General features: G+C 41.3%; 19 protein-coding genes. 18 read left to right on the top strand and 1 reads right to left on the bottom strand.

What is annotated here, in order from left to right:
• Positions 1 to 3 precede the first annotated feature (3 nt).
• From pelF to ACTNC6_RS05375, 6 genes are read left to right on the top strand one after another with little or no spacing between them, the layout of a single operon-like run.
• The gene (gene pelF, locus ACTNC6_RS05400) at positions 4 to 1,446 is read left to right on the top strand and encodes a GT4 family glycosyltransferase PelF (RefSeq protein ID WP_055053382.1); all 1,443 of its coding nucleotides are present in this window, start codon (positions 4 to 6) and stop codon (positions 1,444 to 1,446) included.
• Positions 1,427 to 2,896 carry an exopolysaccharide Pel transporter PelG gene (gene pelG / locus ACTNC6_RS05395; protein ID WP_441043400.1) on the top strand — a complete coding sequence of 490 codons (1,470 nt, stop codon included), beginning with the start codon at positions 1,427 to 1,429 and terminating at the stop codon, positions 2,894 to 2,896. Before pelF ends, pelG begins: the two co-directional genes overlap by 20 nt.
• Complete coding sequence (locus ACTNC6_RS05390; RefSeq protein WP_441043399.1) at positions 2,883 to 4,676, top strand: CotH kinase family protein; 1,794 nt, start codon at positions 2,883 to 2,885, stop codon at positions 4,674 to 4,676. The genes pelG and ACTNC6_RS05390 overlap by 14 nt, the downstream gene beginning before the upstream one ends.
• Entirely contained in the window at positions 4,663 to 5,415 is a 753-nt protein-coding gene (locus ACTNC6_RS05385) for a polyphosphate polymerase domain-containing protein (RefSeq protein WP_022380433.1), read from the top strand. The genes ACTNC6_RS05390 and ACTNC6_RS05385 overlap by 14 nt, the downstream gene beginning before the upstream one ends.
• Positions 5,412 to 6,083: a DUF4956 domain-containing protein gene (locus tag ACTNC6_RS05380; RefSeq protein WP_120062551.1), complete on the top strand. Its 672-nt coding sequence runs from the start codon at positions 5,412 to 5,414 to the stop codon at positions 6,081 to 6,083. The genes ACTNC6_RS05385 and ACTNC6_RS05380 overlap by 4 nt, the downstream gene beginning before the upstream one ends.
• Positions 6,076 to 7,437 (top strand): DUF4832 domain-containing protein, encoded by a 1,362-nt coding sequence (locus ACTNC6_RS05375; RefSeq protein ID WP_441043398.1) that lies wholly within the window; start codon positions 6,076 to 6,078, stop codon positions 7,435 to 7,437. The genes ACTNC6_RS05380 and ACTNC6_RS05375 overlap by 8 nt, the downstream gene beginning before the upstream one ends.
• Before the next feature lie 90 nt (positions 7,438 to 7,527).
• Here the strand turns inward: ACTNC6_RS05375 and ACTNC6_RS05370 are convergent, their stop codons facing one another.
• On the bottom strand, positions 7,528 to 8,010 hold the full coding sequence (locus ACTNC6_RS05370; RefSeq protein WP_441034330.1) for a DUF2284 domain-containing protein: 483 nt from the start codon (positions 8,008 to 8,010) through the stop codon (positions 7,528 to 7,530).
• A gap of 231 nt (positions 8,011 to 8,241) precedes the next feature.
• Here ACTNC6_RS05370 and ACTNC6_RS05365 point away from each other — a divergent pair, with 231 nt between their 5' ends.
• The 12 genes from ACTNC6_RS05365 to ptsP all read left to right on the top strand — a co-directional run bounded on the left by ACTNC6_RS05365 (position 8,242) and on the right by ptsP (position 24,222).
• Entirely contained in the window at positions 8,242 to 10,440 is a 2,199-nt protein-coding gene (locus tag ACTNC6_RS05365) for a glycoside hydrolase family 36 protein (protein ID WP_441043397.1), read from the top strand.
• A gap of 67 nt (positions 10,441 to 10,507) precedes the next feature.
• Positions 10,508 to 11,266, top strand: a complete 759-nt coding sequence (locus ACTNC6_RS05360) for an ABC transporter ATP-binding protein (protein WP_441034326.1) — start codon at positions 10,508 to 10,510, stop codon at positions 11,264 to 11,266.
• Positions 11,267 to 11,271: 5 nt separating this feature from the next.
• Positions 11,272 to 13,611 carry an FtsX-like permease family protein gene (locus tag ACTNC6_RS05355; RefSeq protein WP_441043396.1) on the top strand — a complete coding sequence of 780 codons (2,340 nt, stop codon included), beginning with the start codon at positions 11,272 to 11,274 and terminating at the stop codon, positions 13,609 to 13,611.
• 28 nt (positions 13,612 to 13,639) lie between these two features.
• Positions 13,640 to 14,884 (top strand): glycosyltransferase family 2 protein, encoded by a 1,245-nt coding sequence (locus tag ACTNC6_RS05350; protein WP_441043395.1) that lies wholly within the window; start codon positions 13,640 to 13,642, stop codon positions 14,882 to 14,884.
• A 2-nt stretch (positions 14,885 to 14,886) separates the two neighbouring features.
• The gene (locus ACTNC6_RS05345) at positions 14,887 to 16,086 is read left to right on the top strand and encodes an ABC transporter ATP-binding protein (protein WP_441043393.1); all 1,200 of its coding nucleotides are present in this window, start codon (positions 14,887 to 14,889) and stop codon (positions 16,084 to 16,086) included.
• Positions 16,073 to 16,936 carry an ABC transporter permease gene (locus ACTNC6_RS05340; protein ID WP_441043392.1) on the top strand — a complete coding sequence of 288 codons (864 nt, stop codon included), beginning with the start codon at positions 16,073 to 16,075 and terminating at the stop codon, positions 16,934 to 16,936. The genes ACTNC6_RS05345 and ACTNC6_RS05340 overlap by 14 nt, the downstream gene beginning before the upstream one ends.
• The gene (locus ACTNC6_RS05335) at positions 16,933 to 17,706 is read left to right on the top strand and encodes an ABC transporter permease (RefSeq protein ID WP_008703473.1); all 774 of its coding nucleotides are present in this window, start codon (positions 16,933 to 16,935) and stop codon (positions 17,704 to 17,706) included. Before ACTNC6_RS05340 ends, ACTNC6_RS05335 begins: the two co-directional genes overlap by 4 nt.
• Positions 17,707 to 17,805: 99 nt before the next feature.
• Positions 17,806 to 18,852, top strand: coding sequence for a spermidine/putrescine ABC transporter ATP-binding protein (gene potA / locus ACTNC6_RS05330; protein WP_020993963.1), 1,047 nt, complete (start codon positions 17,806 to 17,808; stop codon positions 18,850 to 18,852).
• Positions 18,852 to 19,667: an ABC transporter permease gene (locus tag ACTNC6_RS05325; RefSeq protein ID WP_441043391.1), complete on the top strand. Its 816-nt coding sequence runs from the start codon at positions 18,852 to 18,854 to the stop codon at positions 19,665 to 19,667. Before potA ends, ACTNC6_RS05325 begins: the two co-directional genes overlap by 1 nt.
• A gap of 11 nt (positions 19,668 to 19,678) precedes the next feature.
• Positions 19,679 to 21,523: an extracellular solute-binding protein gene (locus tag ACTNC6_RS05320; RefSeq protein WP_441043390.1), complete on the top strand. Its 1,845-nt coding sequence runs from the start codon at positions 19,679 to 19,681 to the stop codon at positions 21,521 to 21,523.
• A gap of 24 nt (positions 21,524 to 21,547) precedes the next feature.
• The gene (locus ACTNC6_RS05315; protein WP_441043389.1) at positions 21,548 to 22,582 is read left to right on the top strand and encodes a polyamine ABC transporter substrate-binding protein; all 1,035 of its coding nucleotides are present in this window, start codon (positions 21,548 to 21,550) and stop codon (positions 22,580 to 22,582) included.
• An 11-nt stretch (positions 22,583 to 22,593) separates the two neighbouring features.
• A complete protein-coding gene (gene ptsP / locus ACTNC6_RS05310; protein ID WP_441034312.1) occupies positions 22,594 to 24,222 on the top strand; it encodes a phosphoenolpyruvate--protein phosphotransferase in 1,629 nt (542 codons plus the stop codon).
• The last annotated feature ends 6 nt before the right edge of the window (positions 24,223 to 24,228 follow it).

Genomic DNA, 24,228 nt, shown 5'->3' with positions numbered 1-24,228 from the left:
GAATTGAGAATCTGTCTGGTTTTAGAAGGCTGTTATCCGTATGTGCATGGTGGAGTTTCTACATGGATGCATCAGTATATCACTGTTATGAAAGAGCATCAGTTTGTACTGTGGGTGATAGGAGCACATGCATGTGACCGTGGAAAATTTGTCTATGAACTGCCGGATAATGTGGTGGAAGTCCATGAGGTATTTCTGGATGATGCATTAAAACTGAAGGAACATGGAAATCAAAAAGGACAGCTGCACAGAATCAATCGTTTTTCGGAAGAAGAAACAAAGAGTCTAAGAGAATTGATGGAATGCAGTCATCCTGACTGGGAAGTATTGTTTCATTTATATCACGACCGGAAAATGAATCCGATGTCATTTCTGAAAAGTGAGCAGTTTTTAAATATATTAACAGAGAGCTGTCTGGAAAAATATCCGTATATTGCATTTGCGGACGCGTTTCATACAATGCGTTCCATGCTGCTTCCGGTTTTATATCTTTTGGGTTCTGAGGTTCCTCAGGCAGATACCTATCATGCGATTTCAACAGGATACGGGGGACTTCTTGCCTGCCTTGGAGGATATGTTTACAGAAGACCGGTATTACTTACAGAGCATGGGATATACACAAGAGAAAGGGAGGAAGAGATCATCAGGGCAAAATGGGTAATCCCATCATTTAAAAAACAGTGGATTTCTTTCTTTTATATGTTATCAGAAGCAATTTATAAAAGGGCTTTTCGGGTAACCAGTTTATTTACAAATGCGATGCTTACGCAAATACAGATTGGCTGTGATGCAGAGAAATGCAGAGTAATTGAAAATGGTATTGATTATGACAGGTTGTCACAGATCCCTCTGAAAGAGGAAGATGGATGGGTAGACATAGGTGCGGTAGTCCGTCTCGCACCCATTAAAGATATAAAGACTATGATATATGCATTTTATGAACTTTCATCCAGAATGGAGAATGTGAGACTTCATATTCTGGGAGGGGTAGATGACGAGGAATATGCAGATGAGTGTTATGCACTGGTGAAACAGCTGGATATCAAAAATCTTGTTTTTACAGGAAGGGTAGATATTGTACAGTATATGAGAAAACTGGATTTTACGATTCTTACCAGTATATCAGAAGGACAGCCATTATCCGTGCTGGAGTCATTTGCAGCCAGACGCCCATGTGTAACCACTGATGTAGGATGTTGTCGGGAACTTCTGAATGGAAAAGAAGGAGATAATTTTGGATGTGCCGGTTATTGCGTTCCGCCTATGTACAGGGATGGACTTGCTTTCGCTATGGAAAAAATGTGTGAATCCAGGAGAAGACGGATCAGAATGGGAAAAAGCGGACAGGCAAGAACTAAGGCATATTACAGGCATGAGCGCATGATCAGTGAATACAGAAAACTTTACAGGGAGGTGGAGAAAGCATATGGCAGGGATTGGATTTGAACTCAAAAAACTGTTCAGCAGAAGAGGGCTGTTTGCTTCTTTCCGCGCCTATGGATATGCAGGGATTATCTGTACCGGTCCCATGCTGCTGGGGATCGTCCTTCTGCTGGGTGTTATGTTTTTGTGTGACAGGACAGGTGCTTCGAAACAGAGCAGAGAATTACTGGTCTGTATGATCACATATACACTTCTTGCATCATTGACGGTAACCAGTTTCTTGTCAATGGTAGTAACAAGATTTATTGCAGATATGCTTTATGAAGAAAAAAATGAGGCAGTTCTGTCATCTTTCTGGGGTTCGACAGGCTTAATGCTCATTGCAGGAGGAATTTTATATGGGATTTTTCTGATATTTTCCGGAGTTGGGCTTATAGATAAGTTTTTATGTTTTGAGTTGTTTGGAGAACTGATCGTTACATGGAATGCGATGAGTTATCTTACTGCTATTAAAGATTACAGAGGAATTATGTTATCCTTTCTTGCTGCAATCGTTGTTACTTTTCTTTCGGGAGCTTTATTGCTGTTTCTGGGAATTTCTCATGTGGAAGCATTGATGGCTGCGGTATGCATTGGATATGGGATCATGCTTTTATGGGATGTTGTTTTACTGTATGAGTATTTTCCACAAAGTGATATCAGTGCATTCTTATTTTTAAGGTGGGCAGATGAGTTTCTGCCGCTGGCATTTACAGGACTCTGCATTAATATCGGGCTGTTTGCCCACCTTGTGATCATGTGGGCCGGACCGCTGGGGAAACAGGTAAAAGGACTTTTTTATGGGGCACCGTCTCATGACGTACCGGCATTGATCGCATTTCTGACAATTCTGATCACCACTGTAAATTTTGTGGTTTCTGTAGAAGTTAATTTTTATCCGAAATACAGGAATTATTACAGTTTATTCAATGATGGGGGAACCATTAAGGATATTATGCAGGCCGGTACAGAAATGCTGGATGTACTGAACAGAGAATTGAAATATACCGCTTTGAAGCAGTTACTGACTACTGCACTGGCGATTTCAGCAGGTGAGAGTCTTTTGAAGTACCTTCCTTTGGGATTTAATGATCTGATGTATGGATATTTCCGGACACTTTGTGTTGGTTACGGCATTTATGCAGTTGCAAATACGATGCTTCTGCTTCTTTTATATTTTACAGATTACAGGGGAGCATTGGCTGCTTCTGTAATTTTTGCCGTGGGAACTTCTGTGTTTACTGTGATTTTACTGTTTTGTCCGCAGGTATATTATGGTTTTGGGTTTCTTGCAGGATGTGTACTGTTTTATTTTATAGTTATGATCCGTCTGGAATGTTATACCAGACGTCTGCCATATTATATTCTCAGCATACAGCCGGTGGTAGCAGAAGACAAATCGGGGATATTTACCAGAATCGGATATTTTATGGATGAGAAACTGGAAAGGAGAACGAACGTTGACAGGAATTAAAAAAATAAATCTGATAAGTGCAGTATTAGTCAGTCTTTCTCTTTGTGGAGGCTGCACTCTGGAAAAAGCGGGAAACTCTTCGCAGGATCAGACAGTACAGGAAGATAACGAAACAGAACAGGTAAAGGCAGAAAAAGCAGAGAAAGAAGAAATCAATGAGATTCATTTAAGAGATAAGGATTCTTTGTATGAAAATGATGATGATACCAGTGTTGTTACCATGTATCTTACTGTATCTAAGGGAAATTCATCCGAAAATACATATCATACATGGAAGGAAATCAACAGCTATTCTGTTTATGACTACGAAGATATGGGAGTGGAGAGATATCAGGTGGCAGGACTTTTGCAGGTGGGAGATGAGAATGGACCGACACAAGGGGAAGTTGGATATGGAGAAAGCGTGCCTAATGCAACTGTTCAGATCAGAGGCCAGACATCCAGCCAGAATGCACAAAAAAATTATAAAATTGAGTTAAAAAAGAATAAAGGAACGTGGAGAGGCCAGAGAACCATTAACCTGAATAAACATATGACAGAAGGAATGCGCTTTCGAAATAAGCTGGCATATGATCTGATCAGGGGAATTCCTCAGATGGTTGGTTTACGTACACAGTTTGTGCATTTGTATGTAAAGGATAATACAGAAGAATCAGGTGGAAAATTTGAGGATTATGGAATTTATACACAGGTTGAACAACTGAATAAGACGGCATTAAAGAGTCATGGACTGGATTCAAACGGACAATTGTATAAGATTAATTTTTTTGAATTTTATCGTTACGAAGATATTATAAAAAAAGAAGATGATGCAGGATATGATAAGACAGCCTTTGAAAAAATGCTGGAAATAAAAGGGGATTCAGATCATGCCAAACTGATCGATATGCTGACAGATCTGAATGATTACTCTATAGGGATTGAAGATGTACTGAAAGAACATTTTGATGAAGAAAATATTGTTTACTGGATGGCATTTCAGATTCTGATGGGAAACGTAGACACACAGAACAGAAATGTTTATTTATACAGTCCTCTGAATTCAGATATCTGGTACTTTATTGCCTGGGATAATGATACCTGTCTGAAGAGACCGGAATATGAATTAAAGAATTATTCGGATCAGAGCAGCTGGGAAAAGGGAATCAGTAATTACTGGGGAAATATTCTGTTTCAAAGATGTCTGAAGTCACGGTCTTTCCGGGAAAAATTAAATGATGCCATTCTGGATCTGAGAGAATATCTGAACAAAGATATGCTAACATCAAAGATAGAGAGCTATAAGAATGTACTGAAGCCCTATTTATATTCGATGCCTGATGCAGAGTATGAACCGCTTACATCTGAACAATACGATCAGATTGCAGCATCACTTCCTGATGAGACAGAGAAGAACTACCAGTTATATCTGGAAAGTCTGGAAACACCAATGCCATTTTATATAGGTGTTCCGACAATAGACGGTGATAAGCTGAAATTTAACTGGGATGTATCTTATGATCTGGACGCAGAGGACATTACGTATTCTGTAGAGGTTGCAAGAGATTATCTATTCCGGGATGTGATCTATCAGAATACAACACTGACTGTTCCGGAAGCTGAGATGGACCTTCCGGACGCAGGACAGTACTTTGTGAGAGTAAGAGCAACAAATACATCTGGAAAAACGCAGGATGCATTTGATTATTATGTAACAGATGAAGGAAAATATTATGGTATGAGGTGCTTTTACATAACAGAAGATAGTACGGTAGAGGAAGACGATTATGAAGAAGGCTGACAGGAAGAAAGAACGTTTTCGTAACGAGTGGAAATATCTTATCAGTACCAGTGAGAAAGAAGTCCTGAATCTTCGGATGAAGCCACTTATGAAACTGGATCCTCATGCAGAAAATGGAGGATATCTGATACGGAGCCTGTATTTTGATGATTACTGGAACAGTGCATATGAAGAAAAGGAAAGCGGCGTTCTTATGAGGAAGAAATACAGGATACGAATTTATAATTATAGTGCTGAAAGTATCAAGCTGGAAAGAAAAAAGAAGTTCGGCAGTTATATTTATAAAGAAGATGCCCCGCTGACAAAAGATGAGGTGCAAAAAATTCTTTCCGGCGAGTATGAATTTCTTCTGAAAAGCCCGTATAATCTTTGCAGGGAATTTTATATAGAATGTATGAGTAATATGATGCGGCCGAGAACAATCGTAGATTACGAGAGAGAACCATGGATCATGGATGAGGGAACAGTCAGGATTACATTTGATACAGATGTCAGAGCTGCTGTTGGAAGCTATGACATTTTCGACAGTACGCTTCCGGCTTTATCTGTACTGGAACCGGGAAAACTGATCATGGAAGTGAAATTTACAGAGATGCTGCCTCAGATTCTGAGAAATCTTCTGCCGCCGCAGGCAGCAGAATTTACAGCAGTTTCCAAATATGTACTGTGTTATGAAAAAACGCGGTACATGAATGGATTTGAGTATTGGTATGATACACAGGGGAGGATGATAAGATGAGTGTACAGGATATGATAAAAAAATCTGTACTGGAATCAGGAATGTTCAGTCAGTATGATATACCTAAGATATTGGCTGCTCTGGCAGTGGCTTTGATTTTGGGAAGTGTGATTTATCTGGTTTATCAGAAATTTTATGTTGGAGTTATTTTCTCCAGAAGTTTTGCAGTTACACTTGTGGGAATGACAGTGCTTACCTGTATGGTAACACTTGCGATCAGCAGCAATATTGTGATTTCTCTTGGTATGGTTGGTGCATTGTCTATTGTACGTTTTCGTACAGCAATTAAAGATCCGATGGATCTTCTGTATCTGTTCTGGGCAATCACATCGGGGATTACAGCCGGTGCAGGTATGTATGCATTAACTCTGTTGACAGCTGTGATTATCATTCTGATGATCACCCTGTTTTATCACAAACAACAAAATGGAAGAATTTATATTGCAGTGATTCATTATCAGGGAACTCAGGCGGGAGATGAAATTATCCGCTGTTTTGGAAAAAGAAAATATTTCGTAAAATCAAAAACTATGCGCAATGAAAAAACAGAAATGGCAGTGGAAATATATTGCAGACAGAATGATATGGAGTTTATGGAAAAAATCCGGGATATCAGTGGAGTGGAAGATGTTACATTGATTCAGTATAATGGAGAATATCATGGCTAAATGTCAGAAACGATCTCTGGTTCTGTTGGTTTTTGGACTTTTAGTTATTATAGCAGCAGGAGTATGGATGGTATTTGGAAGAAAAACTCAGATATATGAAAAAACAGAAGAAATTTTTGGAAATCCATTAATGGGATATGCACCTTGTGCCTGGGAAGAAACAATAGGAGAGGATATATCTTTACTGTATATGGATATTACCTGGGCTGAACTGGAACCGGAGGAAGGAAAATATGACTGGGAGAAAATCGAAAGAGAAAATCAGACTGACAGATGGAGAGAAGAAGGGAAACACCTGGTACTGAGGTTTGTGTGTGATATTCCCGGGGAGGAAAAGCATATGGACATTCCACAATGGCTATATGACAAAACTGATCATGCGGGAACCTGGTATGATATGGAGTATGGAAAGGGATATGCTCCTGATTATAATAATGAACAGATGATACAATATCACAAAAGGGCAGTTAATGCACTTGGAGAGCATTTTGGCAGAGATGGACTGGTCAGTTATATCGAACTTGGAAGTCTGGGGCACTGGGGAGAATGGCATGTAAATATTTCCGCAGGAATACAGAGTCTGCCAGAAGAATCTGTAAGAGAACGTTATATGATTCCATGGACAGAGGCCTTCCCTGATTCCATGATACTGATGAGAAGACCTTTTAGTGAGGGAGAACATTATGGAACAGGTCTCTACAACGATATGACCGGACAGCCAGAGAGCACAGAGGAATGGTTTCGCTGGATCAATGAAGGCGGTGAGTTTGACCAGACTCATGAGAAAAAAGGGTTATCCGCAATGAAAGACTTCTGGAAAAAGTTTCCTTCCGGAGGTGAGTTTACAAGTTCAATTACAATGAAAGAGTTGCTTGACACAAATCTGGATCAGACAATAAATCTGATAAAGAAAGCACATACTACTTTTCTTGGACCGAAAGTAGCGGATAAAACTTATGAAAACGGTTATAGGAAAGTTTTAGGAAGCATGGGATATCGTTTGTGGATTTCGCAAGCAAGCCTTATTCAGATGCCGGGGTATGTCAGCCTGAATCTTAAATGGAAGAATGATGGAGTTGCACCATTTTATGAAGACTGGCCTGTATGGGTTCTGGTAGAAGATGAGGATGGAAATAGTCTTGAAAAAGAAGCGGTTGACATTTCGTTAAAATCACTTCTGCCGGAAGAAACTTTACAGACAAAAACAAGAATGCAGGTAAAAAAGCCGATCTCACTGGCCGGAAAGAAATATAAGATCAGTATAGGTATTGAAGATCCGATGACAGGGAAATTAGTTGTTCGATTTTCAATGAAGGGAACTTATAACGAAGGGAAAAATTATCTTTTTCAGTAAACTGAAAGAGTTACGGACCAGACCATGCAGAATGAGAAAGAGGCTATCGCGCAGAAAAAAATTCAGTGCGATAGCCTTTTTGAATCATGCTCAGTCTTCATGAAACAGGATTTGTGTAAAGAATCTTACATCTGAATCATCTGCCCAGCAGACCATACCGACTGCATCAGCCATTTTCTGTGCATCTACACTGTAGGCGGACATACAGGAACAGTTTTTATACGGTCCTGCGCTCATGATCAGGATATCTTTTTTTCCTGCTTCCTGCATCTGTCTGGCAAGCTGTTCTGTAAGGATATTCTGTGCATGCTTTGCCTGCTTGAAAAGAACCGGATCCATGATCGGATCCTTCAGAACAGTCTGGAGAACCAGTGCTTTTTCATATTTCAATGCTTTTGCCTGCATTTCTTCTACAGTACCGCAGGCAGGCGGACATGCAGGAACCAGATTATAATTTCCACAGAGATTATCCTGGCAGAACTGTCTGTATTCCGGTACAAATACCAGGTCCTTTGTATCCATGATCGCTGCATCTGCAAAACCCATGGAAAGTGCTTCTTTTATGAAATCCATAAGAATGTCTCCCTTCTTAAGCTGGAATGTTTGGTTTTGGATATTTCAAAATGAATTATAACATTTTGAGATAAATAAAAACAGAGAGATCAAAACAAAAAAAGGAATATATTGTAAAGAAAAAATAAATCGGCAAAATCATAGATTCTTCATAGACATTTTTGGGTCAGAAGTTTATAATATTGCATCATATAGGCACTATTAGATAAGTGAAAGGGAAAGCTATCAAGTATGAAGTATATTAAAATAAATGAAAATGGGATTCATATTGTTTTTGGAATTACAGACAGGAATCAGATTAAGCTGCTTCATTTTTCAAAGGCGGATTTTTGTGAAGAGGATATCTGTAAATTTGGACCGGAATGTAAAGCAGAGGATCTGGCAAGGCGTGATCAGCTGATCGATGAGGCCTTTCAGCTTGTACAGGTGAATCTGGCAGGCTATGACAGGCCCTATGAAAAACATGGAAACAAACATATCTGCACTGCGCCGGGATATTTATTGACATATGCAGGCATGGATGACTGTGTCAATGAGATTGGACGTAAAATCACTGTTTACCAGGAGGACAGGACAGTGACTCACGTTCGCCTGGAAACAGAAATGCAGTTTTACAAAGGGACTTCTGTAGTCCGCATGAAGAACAGAATCATAAATGAAGGTGAGGACACACAGTGCCTGGAATATCTTTCCTCTTTTTGTTATACAGGAATTGAAAAAGAAGGCAAAAGCAATTCAGATGCCAAAATGAGAGTACGCATTCCTTATAATGGATGGCAGAAGGAAATGAGCATCAGGGAATTTACATTTGGGGATGTGGGACTGGCACAGACACAGCCGGGAGTGTATCAGCGTACCTCTCAGATTCTGGAGGTGACTAATACCGGACACTGGTCTACAAAGAAGTACCTGCCATTAGGCTATGTAGAGAATAAAGAAGCTCATACCAGCTTATTTTGGCAGATTGAACATAATGGTTCCTGGCATTATGAAATCAGTGATCAGAATACCCATTTCTATGTATGTGTCAGCGGACCTACGGAGATACAGTCCCACTGGTTCAAAAACCTTGCACCCGGTGAAGCCTTTGAGTCTGTGCCGGTTGCTGTGGGTGTGGCAGATGACAGCTTTGAACAGGCAATGGGAGAGCTGACCAGATATCGCCGTATGATCCGCAGACCGAATAAGGATGATGAGGATTTACCGGTAATCTTTAACGATTACATGAATTGTCTGTTTGGAGATCCTACCACTGCAAAGGAGCTTCCGCTTATTGATGCAGCTGCAGCATGTGGCTGTGAATACTATGTGATCGATGCCGGATGGTATGCACCGGGAGAATGGTGGGACAGTGTCGGTGAATGGAAGGAATGCAGGGACCGTTTTCCAAATGGCATCAAAGAAGTGACAGATTACATCCGTAAAAAAGGAATGGTTCCCGGTGTCTGGCTGGAACTGGAGGTTATGGGAATTAACTGTGAGAAGGCAAAAAAAGTACCGGATGACTGGTTTTTTGTGCGCCATGGAAAGAGAGTCTATGACCGCAGCAGATATCAGCTGGACTTTAGAAACCCGGCAGTCATAGAGTATGTGAATGAAGTCATAGACCGTGTAGTGAAGGAATATGGTGTAGGGTATATTAAAATGGACTACAATATAGAGCCTGGAATTGGTACAGAGATTGGTGCAGAAAGCGTGGGACAGGGCCTCCTGGAGCATGAAAAAGCATATCTTAACTGGCTGGATGGTGTATTTGCACGCTACCCGGATCTGGTAATTGAAAACTGCTCCAGTGGAGGACTTCGCATGGATTATGCACTGCTTTCCAGATACAGTATCCAGTCTACCTCTGACCAGGAGGATTACCGCAATTTTGCTACCATAGCAGCAAATTCTCCGGCTGGAGTGACTCCGGAGCAGGCTGCGATCTGGTCCTATCCGATGCGTCAGGGAGACAAAGAAGAGGTTATTTATAATATGGTCAATGCCATGCTGTTCCGTATCCATCAGAGCGGTCATCTGGCAGAGCTTTCCCAGGAACGTCTTGCACTGGTAAAAGAAGGAATTGACTGCTATAAGACCATTTGCCAGGATATCAGGCAGGCACTGCCTTTCTGGCCCCTGGATATTGCAGATAATGAAGATCTGTGGGTATGCGGTGGACTGCAACTGGAAAATAAAGCTTATCTTGCAGTATGGAAACATCAGATGGAAGGGAAAAATAATGACAGATATCAGAATGCCGGTATCAGCTGTACAGAGGACAGCTTATCCATTCCGTTGGGAAGTCTTCCCTTTGCAGGGAAAGGCTTAAAGGTATCCTGCTTATATCCGGAAAAGGAGCCTGTTTCCTTTGAGCTTGACAAAGATATACTGACTGTTCATTATGACAAACCTGTTATGGCAAGACTTTTTGAAATCAGTTTCTAGAGATCAAATGCCTGTTGGGATGGATGATCGTTCTTGAAATCTAAGATCAGAAGGAAAGTATATTAATATGAATTCTATTATATTACAAACAGAAAATCTGGAGAAATCTTTCAGCACAGAATATGGAATGCATCGGGTTCTGAAAGGAATCAGTGTTGATTTTTTTCAGGGGGATTTTACAGCCATTATGGGAGAAAGTGGATCTGGAAAATCGACGTTGTTATATGCTTTATCTGGAATGGATACACCAACAGATGGGAGGGTTCTTTCGGCCGGAAAGAATCTTGTAAATATGAATGTAAATCAACTTGCAGAATACAGAAAAAGACATTGCGGATTTGTTTTTCAGAATAATTGTCTGATTCCGAGTATGAATGTAATGGATAATATATTGATTAGTGGTCTGTTGGGCAGCAACAAGAAAAAAGAGGTAATTCATGCGGCAGAAAGATTATTAAATCAGGTAGGAATTGCTCCGGATGCACGTACAAAATATCCTTCTCAGATTTCAGGAGGTATGGCTCAGAGGGTAGGAATTGTGCGTGCACTGATCAACTCACCGGAATTGCTGTTCGCGGATGAACCTACGGGTGCATTGGACTCCCAGTCTTCTAAAGAAGTGCTGGATATTTTTACATCTTTTAACAGAGCAGGCCAGAGTATTATTATGGTTACACATGATATAAAGACAGCCATTCGTGCTAATCGTATTTTGTATCTAAAAGACGGGAATATTGTGGGGGAATTTCGTTTAGAGCCATATGGTATGGATGATTTTGGCAGAATTAATAAAGTAAATGAATTCCTGGAAGCAATGAGGTGGTAAAACACATGAATAAACGAATCAAGATTCTGAAAGCATTTTTTAAAAATATAAAAAGTCAAATTGCGTTTATTGTATTATGTGTTTTTTTAATTTCAGTTTTGATGAATTTATTCTTGATTTTATTGACTGATTATCGGGAAAATTTTGTAAGGCAGCATCGTGCATTACATGCAGAACATATTTCTTTTGTTGGGCAGAATGCAGATTTTGATTTGCTGGAGCGTGAAACAAGTAGGATTTTATCGAAAAAATCAGAGCTGACAGAAATAGAAATCAATAAAGTTTATTATGCATGGTGTAATTTTGATTATGATGGGCAAACGTTAGAGTCACATTTATGTTATATGCCAGAAGGGGAAGGGACAGAAAAGAAAATTGGAAAAATAGAAATTCTTTCCAGAGAAGATGGAAAAGATGGGGTTATTCTGCCTTATATTTTTGAAATAGGTGGAGGCTATAAAATTGGAGACTTGTTTACAGTGTCTGATGGCAGTCACGATCTTTCATTGCCTGTTGTGGGATTTTTTTCGAATGCTATGTCCGCAACGCAAAATTGTGGATATATGGTAATTTTATTTTCAAAAGGGATGGAAACTGAGGTAAGCAATTATTTTGAAAAAGAAAGCCTGCTGTGTAGTATTCGTCTTAAAAGTCCAGGTGACAATCGGAAAATGGAAATGACTGTTTCGGATGAGATAACTAATGGAATACCGGGAACAACAGTTGCAGTTACCAATAAGTACGATGCTGTTTTTGGTGGGCGGTATGTTATGGAAACAATAAGTATGGCGATCATAGGTGGAATGGTTGTACTGTTGATCGTTCTGACTGTATTTATTGTTTCATCTAATATAGCTTTGTATATTTCGGATCATAAATCAATGTTTGGAATTCTGGAAGCAATTGGATATACCAGCCATGACATGATTCTTTCTGTTGTTCCTGCAGTCATACTATTGGTATTTTTTGTGACTGTTTTGGGAATTGCCGCATCGTATTTGTTTTTTCCGCTTTTCAATCATATTTTGGAAACTCAGACAGGTATGCCTTATCGGGAACATTTTATTTTACTTCCAGCGTTAATTACTATTGGTACGTTGCTTTTCAGTGTTTCATTTTCGGTATTTCTGTCCATGCAGAAACTTCATAAAATTACACCCCTTGATGCAATTCGTTCGGCAAAAGCGTCTTCTCACTCGACACAAAATAAGATTACAGTCAGAAATCTGAGATTGCCCTTAAATCTCGCAATTCCGGTACAGTCAATGTGTGCGAACAGGAGTCAGAATATATTAATTTTTGTGGCTGTGTTTTTGTCGGTGTTTTTATGTACATTTGGTGCATCACTTTTGCAGAATATTCTGATAAATGATGTTACAATTGCCAGCTTTGTCCTGGGAGAATTTGCAGATTCCTCTATTGTTATTTCTGATCGGGACTGTGTAGAGATTTGCAGCAATCTTGATAGAAATCCGGAAGTGAAAAATTATGTCGGTTATCAGGTGATTCAGGCTGGCAGTGAGGAAGGAGAATATCTTTCGGCAGTTGTGATAGAGGATGCAGAACGGCTCACCAATACCGCCTATTGTTATCTTGGTAAAATGCCATCTTCTATAGGAGAAGCTGCAATTGGCGGGAAGTTTGCAAAAGAAAATGGAATAGAGATAGGGGATACTGTTTCCGTAAGCATAGCAGGAAAGCAGGCAAAACTTAAAGTTTGTGGTTTTCTTCAAAGTGCCATGTATCTTGGATATGATATTGCTCTTACCAAAGAGTGTTGTGAACAAATTATCCCGTTACAGACATATCGATATTATATTTATTTAGATAAGGATACAGATGTGGCGCATTTTAATAAAGAACTTGCCAGAGATAATCCAATTCTGTTTTTGTCTGATATGCGATCTAATCTTGAAGGGCTTAAGCAAATTTATTTTTCAGGAATAAAATGGCTCTGTGGAATGATGATTACCATTAGCCTGGTGATGGTTTTTCTTATTTTGTATATTTTAATCCAGAATCTGCTGGAACGTAAAAAAGATGATTATGGTATTATGAAAGCGCTTGGATATTCTTCGAAAACTTTGATGCTTCATACTGTATTGACTTATTTGCCGGGAATTATAATTGCCACTGTGATTGGCAGTGTTATTTCAGGTCTGACTTTTAATTTAATTATGAGTTGTCTGTTAATGGGGATTGGTATTCAGAAATGTAATTTTGAAATCCCCTGGCTTTTAATTGCCGGCATAGGATTAGCTGTTGTGATTTTTTGTTGTATTTTTACAATGATTGTTTCAGGAAAAATAAAAAGAATTGAAGTCAGGGATTTGCTTTCAAATTAGTGTGGGAATAAGTATTGGAGGTAAGCAGATGGATGTGGGTATTATATTATTTGTAATTCGCATTACGGCAATAGTATTGACCTCTATGGTTACATTATATGCTCTATGGCTGGGAGCTATTGCAATATTCGGGAATTTGATTCCGGAAAAAAGCTATCCGCATGCCAGACCACATACTTTTGCAGTTATTATTCCGGCAAGAAATGAGGAAAAGGTCATTGTACAGTTAATTGATAGCCTGAACAGACAGAAATATCCACAGGAATGCTATAAAATATTTGTAGTTGCTCATAACTGTACAGATAAAACGGCAGAAATGGCAGAAAATGCGGGGGCAGAAGTAATCATTCGAAATGCAGATGGGGAGTTTAAGATTCATGCGTTATCCTATGGCCTTGATATAGTGGAAGAACGTTATGGAGATGCGTTTGAATATGTTGCGGTATTTGATGCAGATGCACTTGTGGATGAAAATTTTCTGGCAGAGATAAATGATGTGCTGGATGGTACACAAGCTGATTGCGCTTCCGGATATTATGCATCAAAAAATTTTGATACGAATATAATTTCCCAGTTGTCAGGGATGTTGTACCATGTGCTTATGTGCTGTAATTCTATGGCCGATAACCGGCTGAATTTGCCGGTAAATGTTTATGGAAGTGGGTATGCATTCAAATTCCCATGGCGGCGTTTATTTCATCAGATTGATACAATTGTGGATGATTTTGAATTTTCATGTCTTATGGTTTTGAATCGGGCAAAACTGGTTGCTGCACCGAAAGCTGTGATTTATGCGGAAATGCCTGAAAAAATGCAAGATGCGTTGATCCAGCGACAACGATGGGCGTTTGGTGATACCCAGTGTTATCGAAAGTACAGACACGATTTTCGTAAGGCAATTGTTACACATGGAATGTCTGGACTGAAACAGTATATGGATCTGGTGATGAATCCGGTTGTTCTTCTGACAGCATTTGGATTGGTTTTATGGATACTGGATGCCATATTACATGGTATCCGGGTGAGACAGGTGATCTATGGTGCCATTGCACTTATCATTACATATCTGGTATTTGAATTAATGGCACTATTTGTATTAAAAAAAGAATCGTTACAGATCAGGCCTGGTGTGAAAGCAATGCTGCTGTTTCCGTTTTGGGTGTTATTATCCGGTTGGGAGGCAATAGTGTCAGTACTTAAGCATGATATAGAATGGAAACCGACCAAAAGAAACAGCAGTAAAAAGATTGAGGACATGAAAGGAGCTGAGTAAAGTTGGCAGAGATTTCACTTGAAATAAAAGAAATAAAAAAGAGCTTTACAGAAGAGGAAGCCGTTCTGGACAATATCAGTCTCAAAATTAGCAAGGGTGAGTTTATTACACTGCTGGGATCATCTGGATGCGGCAAAACCACTACACTTCGGATCATTGCCGGTCTGGAACAGCCCGATGCAGGAAGTGTCTGGCTGGACGGCAGAGAAGTGACAGGCTTGGAGCCGAACCAGAGGAATGTGAATACGGTATTTCAGAATTATGCGCTCTTTCCGCATATGAATGTTGCGGAGAATATTGGCTATGGCCTGAAACTGAAAAAAGTTCCAAAGAGTGAGATCAGGAAAAAAGTTTCTCAGATGCTGGAACTGGTACAGCTTGAAGGATATGAAAAAAGAAAGCCTTCCGAACTCTCGGGTGGTCAGAAACAGAGAGTTGCCATTGCAAGAGCACTGGTGAATAATCCTGAAGTACTGCTTCTGGATGAGCCGCTGGGAGCACTGGATCTGCAGCTTCGCCGTGCGATGCAGATAGAATTGAAGCATCTGCAGAAGAAGCTGGGAATTACATTTATCTATATCACTCATGATCAGGAAGAAGCTATCAACATGTCTGACAGGATCGCGGTGATGAAGGACGGACGTATTGAGCAGATCGGAACACCGGATGAGATCTATAATCATCCAAAAACCAGTTATGTAGCAACATTTGTAGGAAATGCCAATATCCTGCATGGAGTTGCAGAGAGTATTCAGGGAGAGAACGCCATTGTAAAAATCGGAAATGACAGGGTAATTGTAAAGCTTGAAACAAGTCAGCAGGATACAGGGGGAAAACAATACCTGTCAGCAGGAGAGAAAGTAACTCTGGCTGTGAGAAGCGAAAATATATTGTTACAGGAAACTGTTGTAATCGGTGATACCGGTACAGATTACAGAGACGCTGTTGATATAAGTGTGGCAGACGGAAGTCTGGATGCACATAATAAGAATAGTGTATCAGGTTTACAGGCGACTGTTACAGAGAAGAATTTCGCAGGAGGTCAGCTTCGTGTAACTCTGAAGCTGAGTGATGGTACACAGTTGATCGCCAGCAGATACGGAATCGACGCATCCGTCGCAGAAGGCCAGACAGTAAGATGCAGTTTTCTGCCGACAGATGCAGTACTGGTAGACAGGGAGGATATTCATGAAGAAGCGTAGAAACCGTTCTGACAGTTCTGCATGGATGGCACTTCCACTGTATATTTTTACCATTGTGTTTGTGGTATGCCCCCTTATCTATATGGTGGCGCTTAGTTTTGCTACGCCCTCCAGAGGATTTGGGGTGACCTGGAAATTTACGCTGGACAATTACAGAAATATTCTGGAACCTGTATACCTGAATACATTTGTGGAATCACTGAAGCTGGCATTTACCAGTACGATAGTGATCGCTTTGATCGGCTATCCGTTCGGGTATTTCATGGCGAGGCTGCCGGAGCACAGAAAGAAAAAGGCACAGCTTCTGTTGTCTACGCCGTTCTGGGTAAATTCCCTGATCCGTCTGTATGGCTGGATTATTATTCTGCAGAAAAAAGGACTTTTGAACTTTGTATTGATGAAACTTGGGATCATTGAGAAACCTCTGTCTATCCTGTACAGCTACCCGGCAATTGTAATCGGTATGATTTATGTACTTCTCCCGTTTATGATCATGTCTGTATACTCCAGCGCAGAGAAGCTGGACTGGTCTTATGTGGAGGCTGCCAGAGATCTTGGGGCATCCAGACTGCAGGCATTTTTTACCATAACACTGAAACTTACACTGCCCGGGCTGCTTTCGGGTGTGATTCTGACTTTCGTGCCATCCATGGGACTGTTTTTTATTGCAGATATCCTGGGCGGAAATAAAGTGGTACTTGTGGGAAGTCTGATCCAGGATCAGATGACAAGAGGAAGTAACTGGCCCTTTGCAGCAGCACTTGCTGTGGTGATGATGGTACTTACAACTATACTGATCATGATCTACAGGAAAGTGACAAATGCCAGAGAACTGGAGGGAATCGGATGAAAAAGAATTCAAGATTTGCCGGATTTTATATGGGGCTGATTTTCTTTCTGATGTATCTCCCTATCGCGGTAGTGATCGTTTTCTCCTTTAATGAATCCAAACTGCCGGTGAAATTTACGGGCTTTTCCCTGAAATGGTATCAGGAACTGATCCATGACAGGGCAATGCTGGAAGCGTTGGTGAACAGTCTGATCCTTGGGGTATTAAGCTGTCTGGTTAGTGCAGTGATCGGTACTCTGGGTGCAGTTGGGTTATCAAGGATTCACTGGAAGTCAAAAGGGGCGCTGGAATACATTTCCATATTGCCGTTAATGATACCGGAGATCATCCTTGGTATGGTGCTGATGGCGTTCTTTTATATGCTGAACCTGCCCTTTGGCATGCTGACACTGTTAATAGGTCATACGGTATTCTGTGTGCCTTATATTCTGATGGAAGTGAAGGCAAGACTGGCAGGCATGGATCCGGCACTGGAAGAGGCAGCCAGAGATCTGGGTGCAGGACCTTTTCGGGCTTTCCGGGATATTACGCTGCCCTTAATTATGCCGGCGGTAATTTCAGGTTCGCTGCTTGCGTTTGCCATGTCTATGGATGATGTGGTAATAAGTATCTTTGTAAACGGACCCCGTCTGTCTACGCTGCCGATCAAGGTGTACACACAGCTGAAAACAGGGGTGACGCCGGAGATCAATGCGTTATGTACCATTCTGCTGGCAGCTACACTGGTTATTTTTATTGTTTATTCACTGATAACAAAGAAGAAAAAATAAATGATATAGCTTTTAGGAACATTCTGAACAGCCGGTCAATGCTTTTGGAACAGCCGGATTATAAAAAACAGAGAAAAATACATTCAGAGGAAGGAAAAGATGATGAACAAACTGATTGAGTTAAAAAATCTGACCAAGAATTTTGATGATCAGCAGGTTTTGCGCGGCATCAATCTGGATATTTACGAAAAGGAATTCCTGACGCTTTTGGGACCCAGCGGATGTGGAAAGACAACCACCCTTCGAATCATTGCAGGCTTTGAAGAACCAAGTGACGGAGAAGTACTGTTTAACGGGATTGAGATTTCCAAGCTTCCCCCGTACAAGAGAGAGGTTAACACTGTGTTTCAGAAGTATGCTCTTTTTCCTCATTTAAATGTGGCGGAGAATATCGGCTTCGGGCTGAATCTAAAGAAGGTCGATAAAACTGTCATCGCCCAGAAGGTGGAGCGTATGCTGAAGATGGTTGGTCTGGAAGGCTTTGGGAAAAGAGATGTAACTCTGCTCTCCGGTGGACAGCAGCAGCGAGTGGCCATTGCCAGAGCTTTGGTAAATGAGCCGAAGGTTCTGCTTTTAGATGAGCCCCTGGGTGCACTGGATGCAAAGATCCGTAAACAGATGCAGGTAGAATTAAAGAAGATCCAGCAGGAAGTTGGCATCACTTTCATTTATGTTACCCATGACCAGGAAGAAGCCCTGTCCATGTCAGATACGGTTGTTGTTATGAATAACGGTGAGATTCAGCAGATTGGCTCTCCTACAGATATCTACAATGAGCCGGAAAACCGTTTTGTTGCAGGCTTTATCGGTGAATCTAATATTATCGAGGGAACCATGATCCGTGATTATCTGGTTGCTTTTGACGGATTTGAGTTTGAATGTGTGGATAAGGGATTTGAAGATAATGAAGAGATTGAAGTTGTATTAAGACCTGAGGATCTGGATATCGTAGATCCCGGTCAGGCAAAGATCAGGGGAATCGTGCGCAATATTACCTTCAAGGGCGTGCATTATGAGATCCTGATCGAGACAGAGCTTCGTACTTATATGGTTCATACCACAGATTATGCGGAAGTCGGAAGGGAAGTGGGACTGAAATTCGGGCCTGAAGACATCCATGTTATGTGTAAGATGGGAAGCTACTGATGAAACAGTACAGAAATCTTATCAAACCATATCTTGTGTGGGCATTTGTGATCATTGTCATCCCGCTGATACTGATCGCATTATATGCATTTACAGAAGATGGAAACGAGGTGCTGACGTTCTCCTTTACCCTGGAGAATTTCCGCAAATTCCTGGAAGCTACGTATATGAGCGTTATTTTCAAGTCCTTTAAGCTTGGAATCCTGACGACGGTCATCTGTCTGGGACTTGGCTATCCGCTGGCATATATTATTTCCAAATGTCCGGAGAAATCCCAGGGTCTTCTGATTCTGCTGGTAACTATTCCGGAATGGATCAATATGCTTCTGCGTACCTATGCATGGATGAACCTGCTGTCAGACAATGGTATCATCAACCATTTGCTTGGATTATTGGGGATTTCCCCGGTGACAATGATGTATACGGATTTTTCCGTAGTGGTTGGTCTGGTCTGTAACTTTATGCCGTTTATGATCATCCCGATCCATACATCCCTGAGCAAAATGGATAAATCCTTTATCGAGGCTGCCTATGACCTGGGGGCAAATAAATTCCAGACCTTCACAAAGGTTATCTGGAAATTGTCCATCCCCGGCGTACTTAATGGAATCATGATGGTATTTCTGCTGTCTATTTCCACATTCGTTATTCCGAAACTTCTCGGAGGCGGACAGTACATGCTGATCGGTAACCTGATCGAGTCTCAGTTTATCTCAGTTGGTGACTGGAACTTCGGAAGTGCGATTTCTCTGATTCTGGCTGTGCTCATTCTGATCTTTATGAGCCTGATGAAGAAGATGGATAAAGATGAATAAGGGAGGACGGCATGAAACGTAATAATAAATTTTTCTCAATGTTATATGTAGTACTCTGCCTTGCTTTCTTTTACCTGCCGATTCTGGTGACGATGATCTTTTCCTTTAACTCATCTAAGTCACTGACCAGATTTACAGGCTTTTCTCTGCGCTGGTATCAGGAACTTCTCGGTAACGGGGAAGTAATTAAGGCAGTTTATGTATCTGTTACCATTGCGATCATTGCGACCATTGTTTCTACAATACTTGGAACCATTACAGCGATCGGTTTATCCAAATCAAAGAAGGTAATCAAGGAACTGCTTTTGAATATTAATAATATCCCGATCCTGAATCCTGAGATCGTAACAGCCATCAGTCTGATGCTCTTGTTCTCTTCTCTGGGATTTCGAAAAGGATATCTGACTATGCTGCTGGCACATATTGCGTTCTGTACCCCGTATGTAATTACCAGCGTTTATCCGAAGGTAAGGGCTCTGGATCCGAATATGGCAAATGCAGCCATGGACCTTGGGGCAACACCTTTTCAGGCTCTGACAAAGGTTATCGTGCCCATGATCAAAGAGGGTATTTTTGCAGGCGCGCTGCTTGCATTTACCATGTCATTTGATGATTTCGTTATTTCCTATTTCGTATCAGGAAATGGTGTAAAGAATATCTCTATTGTTGTATATAATATGACAAAACGTATCAATCCGACGATCAATGCTTTGTCAACTATCGTGATCGTAGTCATTATCGTGGTACTGCTTTTGGCCAATCTGCTTCCGAAGTTTAAGAATAAAGCCAGGAAGCTGAACAGGAAAGCAGTAAAAATTGTCTCTGCAGTTCTGGTTGTTGCTGTTACGGCAGGGCTGATTAAATGGGGATTCGTGGCACAGTCCACTCATGTGCTGAAAGTTTACAATGCAGGAGAGTACATGGATCTTTCCCTGCTGGAGGATTTCGAAAAAGAATATGATTGTACCATCGTATACGAGACTTTTGAGTCAAATGAGATGATGTATACCAAGCTTTCCAGCGGTGAGACCTATGATGTGCTTATTCCTTCAGATTATATGATCCAGAGACTGATCAAAGAAGAGTATCTTCAGGCTCTTGACTGGAAAAAACTGCCCAACCGGAAAAATCTGCTGAAGGATGTGACCAATAAGAGCTATGATCCGGGCAACCGGTATTCCTGCCCTTATTTCTGGGGAACTGTGGGAATCCTTTATGATAAAACAGTGGTGGATCCACAGGATCTGAAGGATGGCTGGAACCTTCTCTGTAATCCGAAATACAAGGGAAATATTTACATGTATGATTCAGAGAGAGATTCCTTTATGATTGCTCTGAAGGCTCTGGGATATTCCATGAATACTACAAATATGGATGAAATCCAGGAAGCCTATCAGTGGCTGATCAATCAGAGAGATGCTATGGATCCTATTTATGCAGGGGATGATGTAATCGACAATATGATTTCAGGAAATAAAGCCCTGGCTGTAGTTTATTCGGGAGATGCTTCTTATATCATCAGTGAAAATCCAAATCTGGATTATTTCACACCGGATCAGGGAACTAATATTTGGTATGATGCAATGGTAATTACCAAAGACTGCAGTGAGGTAGATCTGGCTCATGAATTTATTAATTTTATGATCAACGATGAATCTGCTCTTTCCAATACTGAGGAAGTAGGGTATACTTCTACTGTAAAGAGTGCTTATGAAGAGATGAAGGATGGAACCTATGCAGGGGTTAGTTCTTATATTCCTGACATCAGGAATCCGAAAAATGAGATTTTTGCATACCAGAAGCCAAAGATTAAGCAAAAATTTGCAGAGCTGTGGACCAAGGTAAAAGCAAAGTGATCATAAATCTGAAAGGAGATTGACATGAAGAAAAGAATACTGGCGGTTCTTTTGTGCGCATTAGTGACAGGAAGTACATTGACAGGATTTAAAAGTGCGGGAGATGACAAGGAGCTTGTTCTTTTTACCTGGGAGGGAATGTTTCCCCAGGAAGTTCTGGATGATTTTGAGAAAGAGACAGGCGTGAAGGTAATCTATTCCAATTTTGATACAGATGAAACCATGCTTGAGAAGCTTGCTATGGCAAAAGGGGGCGATTATGATATTGTGATCGCCGATGACTATATACTGGAAACAGCTATTAAAGAGGGACTTGCAGAAAAGCTTGATAAAAAATCACTGGAAAATATCGGAAATATTAATTCCTTATATCAGGGACAGTTTTATGATCCGGATGATGAATATACAGTTCCCTATGGTGCGGGAATTCCGTTGATTGTCTATGATCCAGATCAGGTAGATATAGAGATTAAAGGTTATAGTGATCTGTGGGATCCTTCTTTGGAGGACAGTATTGCGCTGATAGCCAATTATCGTGTGATCAATGGTATCACTCAGCTTTCCATGGGAGGGAGCATGAATGAGGAGGATGTTGACACCATCAAAAAGACTGGGGAAAAGCTTCTCGAGCTGGCTCCCAATGTGCGCCTGATCCAGGATGACAACACGCAGAATGCTTTGCTCAACGGTGAGGCAAGTGTGGCATTTCTCTATACTTCCCAGGTAACGGCTGCTCTGGCTGAGAATCCGGATCTGAAGGTGGTTTATCCTGAGGAAGGGCTTGGATTTGGAATTATGGGAATGTTTATCCCCAGCCAGGCACCGGATAAGGAGGCAGCTTATTCCTTTATGGATTATATTATGGAGCCTGAGGTTGCAGCCAAGTGTATGGATTACATAGGCTTTTATAATACCAATAAGGCTGCAGATGAACTGGTGAATCCGGATCTGGTAGTACCGGACAGTGTGGAGAAGGGTGAGATTATCCAGAATGTAAGTCAGGAAGCAGATGAACAGTATCAGAAAAACTGGACAGAATTTAAGGCTGCCTGCGACTAAGGAGAGAAAAAATGGATATTTACAAGGGCACTGTGGCTTTTTCCGGAATTGCCATAGGTAAGATACTTTATTATCATAAAAGTGAATATCAGATACGGCAGTATGAAATTACAGATATAAAAGCTGAGATGGAGTTTTTCCGTCAGTCCCGTACAAAAGTCATTGACCAGCTGAAGGAATTGTATGAGAAAAACTGCTCTGTGCAGGGATCCCGGGCTGAGGTTTTTCTGAAACAAAAGAACCTGCTGGAGGGAAAAAGCTTCCAGCGGGCGATTGAAAGTATTATTCAGAATGAAAAGGTAAATGCTGCCTATGCAGTGATGACTACCAGAGATGAGATCATATCTACCTTCCGTAATCTGGAAGAGCCGGCAATCAAAGAGAGGCTGGATAATATCAGGGAGATATCAGAACGGCTTATCGGGATTCTGGGAGGGATTTCTCCCAGGATCGATCTGGGGGAGGAACCGGTGATCGTTGTAACAGAAAGTATTACTCCTACAGAGCTGATGGAGATGGACAAGGAGAAAATACTGGCCATTGTAACTCATCATGGCTCTGATATTTCCCATGCTGCCATTCTTGCAAAAACCATGAATATTCCGGCTCTGGTGGAAATTGATACAGATACGGAGTGGGACGGACAGCTGGCCATCGTGGACGGTTATACAGGCTCCCTGTATATTCATCCTGACGAAGAGATCAAGAAGGAATATGAAATCCGCAGACAGGCAGATCTGGAGGAAAGAGAGGAGCTTCTGAAGTTCAGGGAAAAACCGGATCTTACCAGGGATGGTATGAGAGTTGAAATATATGCCAATATCGGAAATATGGATGACCTGAACAGTGTATTGTATTACGGAGCAGCGGGAATTGGACTTCTGCGAAGTGAATTTCAGTATCTGGGCAGGGAGAATTATCCCAGAGAGAACGAGCTGTTTCATGCATATAAAAAGATTGCAGAGACTATGGGTGACCGGCTGGCAGTGATCCGTACTGCAGATCTGGGAGCAGATAAGCAGGCCGCATATCTGAATATTCCGGATGAGACCAATCCCATCATGGGCAACAGAGGAATACGGCTTAGTCTGGACCGCAAAAAAATGTTCAAGGCTCAGCTGCGGGCTATTTTCAGGGCAAGTGAATATGGAAATCTGGCTATTATGTTTCCCATGATCAGCTCTGAGGAAGAGATGGATGAGATCGAGGCTATGATCGAAGAGGTTACCAATGGGCTGGATGAGAGAGGAATTCCCTATAAAAATATCCGAACAGGAATTATGATCGAGACTCCGGCAGCAGTGATGATCAGCAGAGAACTGGCCAGAAGAGTTGATTTTCTCAGTCTGGGAACCAATGACCTCAGCCAGTATACCCTGGCTATGGACAGACAGAATCCCCTGCTTCGCAAGAAATATAATGATCATCATCCGGCAGTTCTGCGGATGATAAAAATGGTGATCGATGCAGGACATGCGGAGAACAAACGAGTATGTATCTGCGGAGAGCTGGCGGCAGACACTGCCCTTACAGAGGAATTCCTGAAAATGGGAGTGGACTGTCTCTCTGTAGTGCCTGCATGTATTCTGCCGGTTCGCAGGGCCCTGCGTCAGGTGGACTTATCGGATATGAGGAGATAGCGGCGA

The sequence above is a fragment of the Blautia sp. HCP3S3_C4 genome, assembly GCF_052064095.1.
Classification (GTDB): domain Bacteria; phylum Bacillota; class Clostridia; order Lachnospirales; family Lachnospiraceae; genus Blautia_A.
The sequence above is the reverse complement of the archived record's forward strand: the minus strand, read 5'-3'. Positions and strand labels throughout refer to the sequence as shown.

Bases quoted from the DNA above. Each gene is read 5' to 3' on its own strand.
- pelG (WP_441043400.1), top strand. From the start codon at position 1,427: ATGGCAGGGATTGGATTTGAACTCAAAAAACTGTTCAGCAGAAGAGGG.
- ACTNC6_RS05385 (WP_022380433.1), top strand. From the start codon at position 4,663: ATGAAGAAGGCTGACAGGAAGAAAGAACGTTTTCGTAACGAGTGGAAA.
- ACTNC6_RS05380 (WP_120062551.1), top strand. From the start codon at position 5,412: ATGAGTGTACAGGATATGATAAAAAAATCTGTACTGGAATCAGGAATG.
- ACTNC6_RS05375 (WP_441043398.1), top strand. From the start codon at position 6,076: ATGGCTAAATGTCAGAAACGATCTCTGGTTCTGTTGGTTTTTGGACTT.
- ACTNC6_RS05370 (WP_441034330.1), bottom strand. From the start codon at position 8,010: ATGGATTTCATAAAAGAAGCACTTTCCATGGGTTTTGCAGATGCAGCG.
- ACTNC6_RS05365 (WP_441043397.1), top strand. From the start codon at position 8,242: ATGAAGTATATTAAAATAAATGAAAATGGGATTCATATTGTTTTTGGA.
- ACTNC6_RS05360 (WP_441034326.1), top strand. From the start codon at position 10,508: ATGAATTCTATTATATTACAAACAGAAAATCTGGAGAAATCTTTCAGC.
- ACTNC6_RS05355 (WP_441043396.1), top strand. From the start codon at position 11,272: ATGAATAAACGAATCAAGATTCTGAAAGCATTTTTTAAAAATATAAAA.
- ACTNC6_RS05350 (WP_441043395.1), top strand. From the start codon at position 13,640: ATGGATGTGGGTATTATATTATTTGTAATTCGCATTACGGCAATAGTA.
- ACTNC6_RS05340 (WP_441043392.1), top strand. From the start codon at position 16,073: ATGAAGAAGCGTAGAAACCGTTCTGACAGTTCTGCATGGATGGCACTT.
- ACTNC6_RS05335 (WP_008703473.1), top strand. From the start codon at position 16,933: ATGAAAAAGAATTCAAGATTTGCCGGATTTTATATGGGGCTGATTTTC.
- potA (WP_020993963.1), top strand. From the start codon at position 17,806: ATGATGAACAAACTGATTGAGTTAAAAAATCTGACCAAGAATTTTGAT.
- ACTNC6_RS05325 (WP_441043391.1), top strand. From the start codon at position 18,852: ATGAAACAGTACAGAAATCTTATCAAACCATATCTTGTGTGGGCATTT.
- ACTNC6_RS05320 (WP_441043390.1), top strand. From the start codon at position 19,679: ATGAAACGTAATAATAAATTTTTCTCAATGTTATATGTAGTACTCTGC.
- ACTNC6_RS05315 (WP_441043389.1), top strand. From the start codon at position 21,548: ATGAAGAAAAGAATACTGGCGGTTCTTTTGTGCGCATTAGTGACAGGA.
- ptsP (WP_441034312.1), top strand. From the start codon at position 22,594: ATGGATATTTACAAGGGCACTGTGGCTTTTTCCGGAATTGCCATAGGT.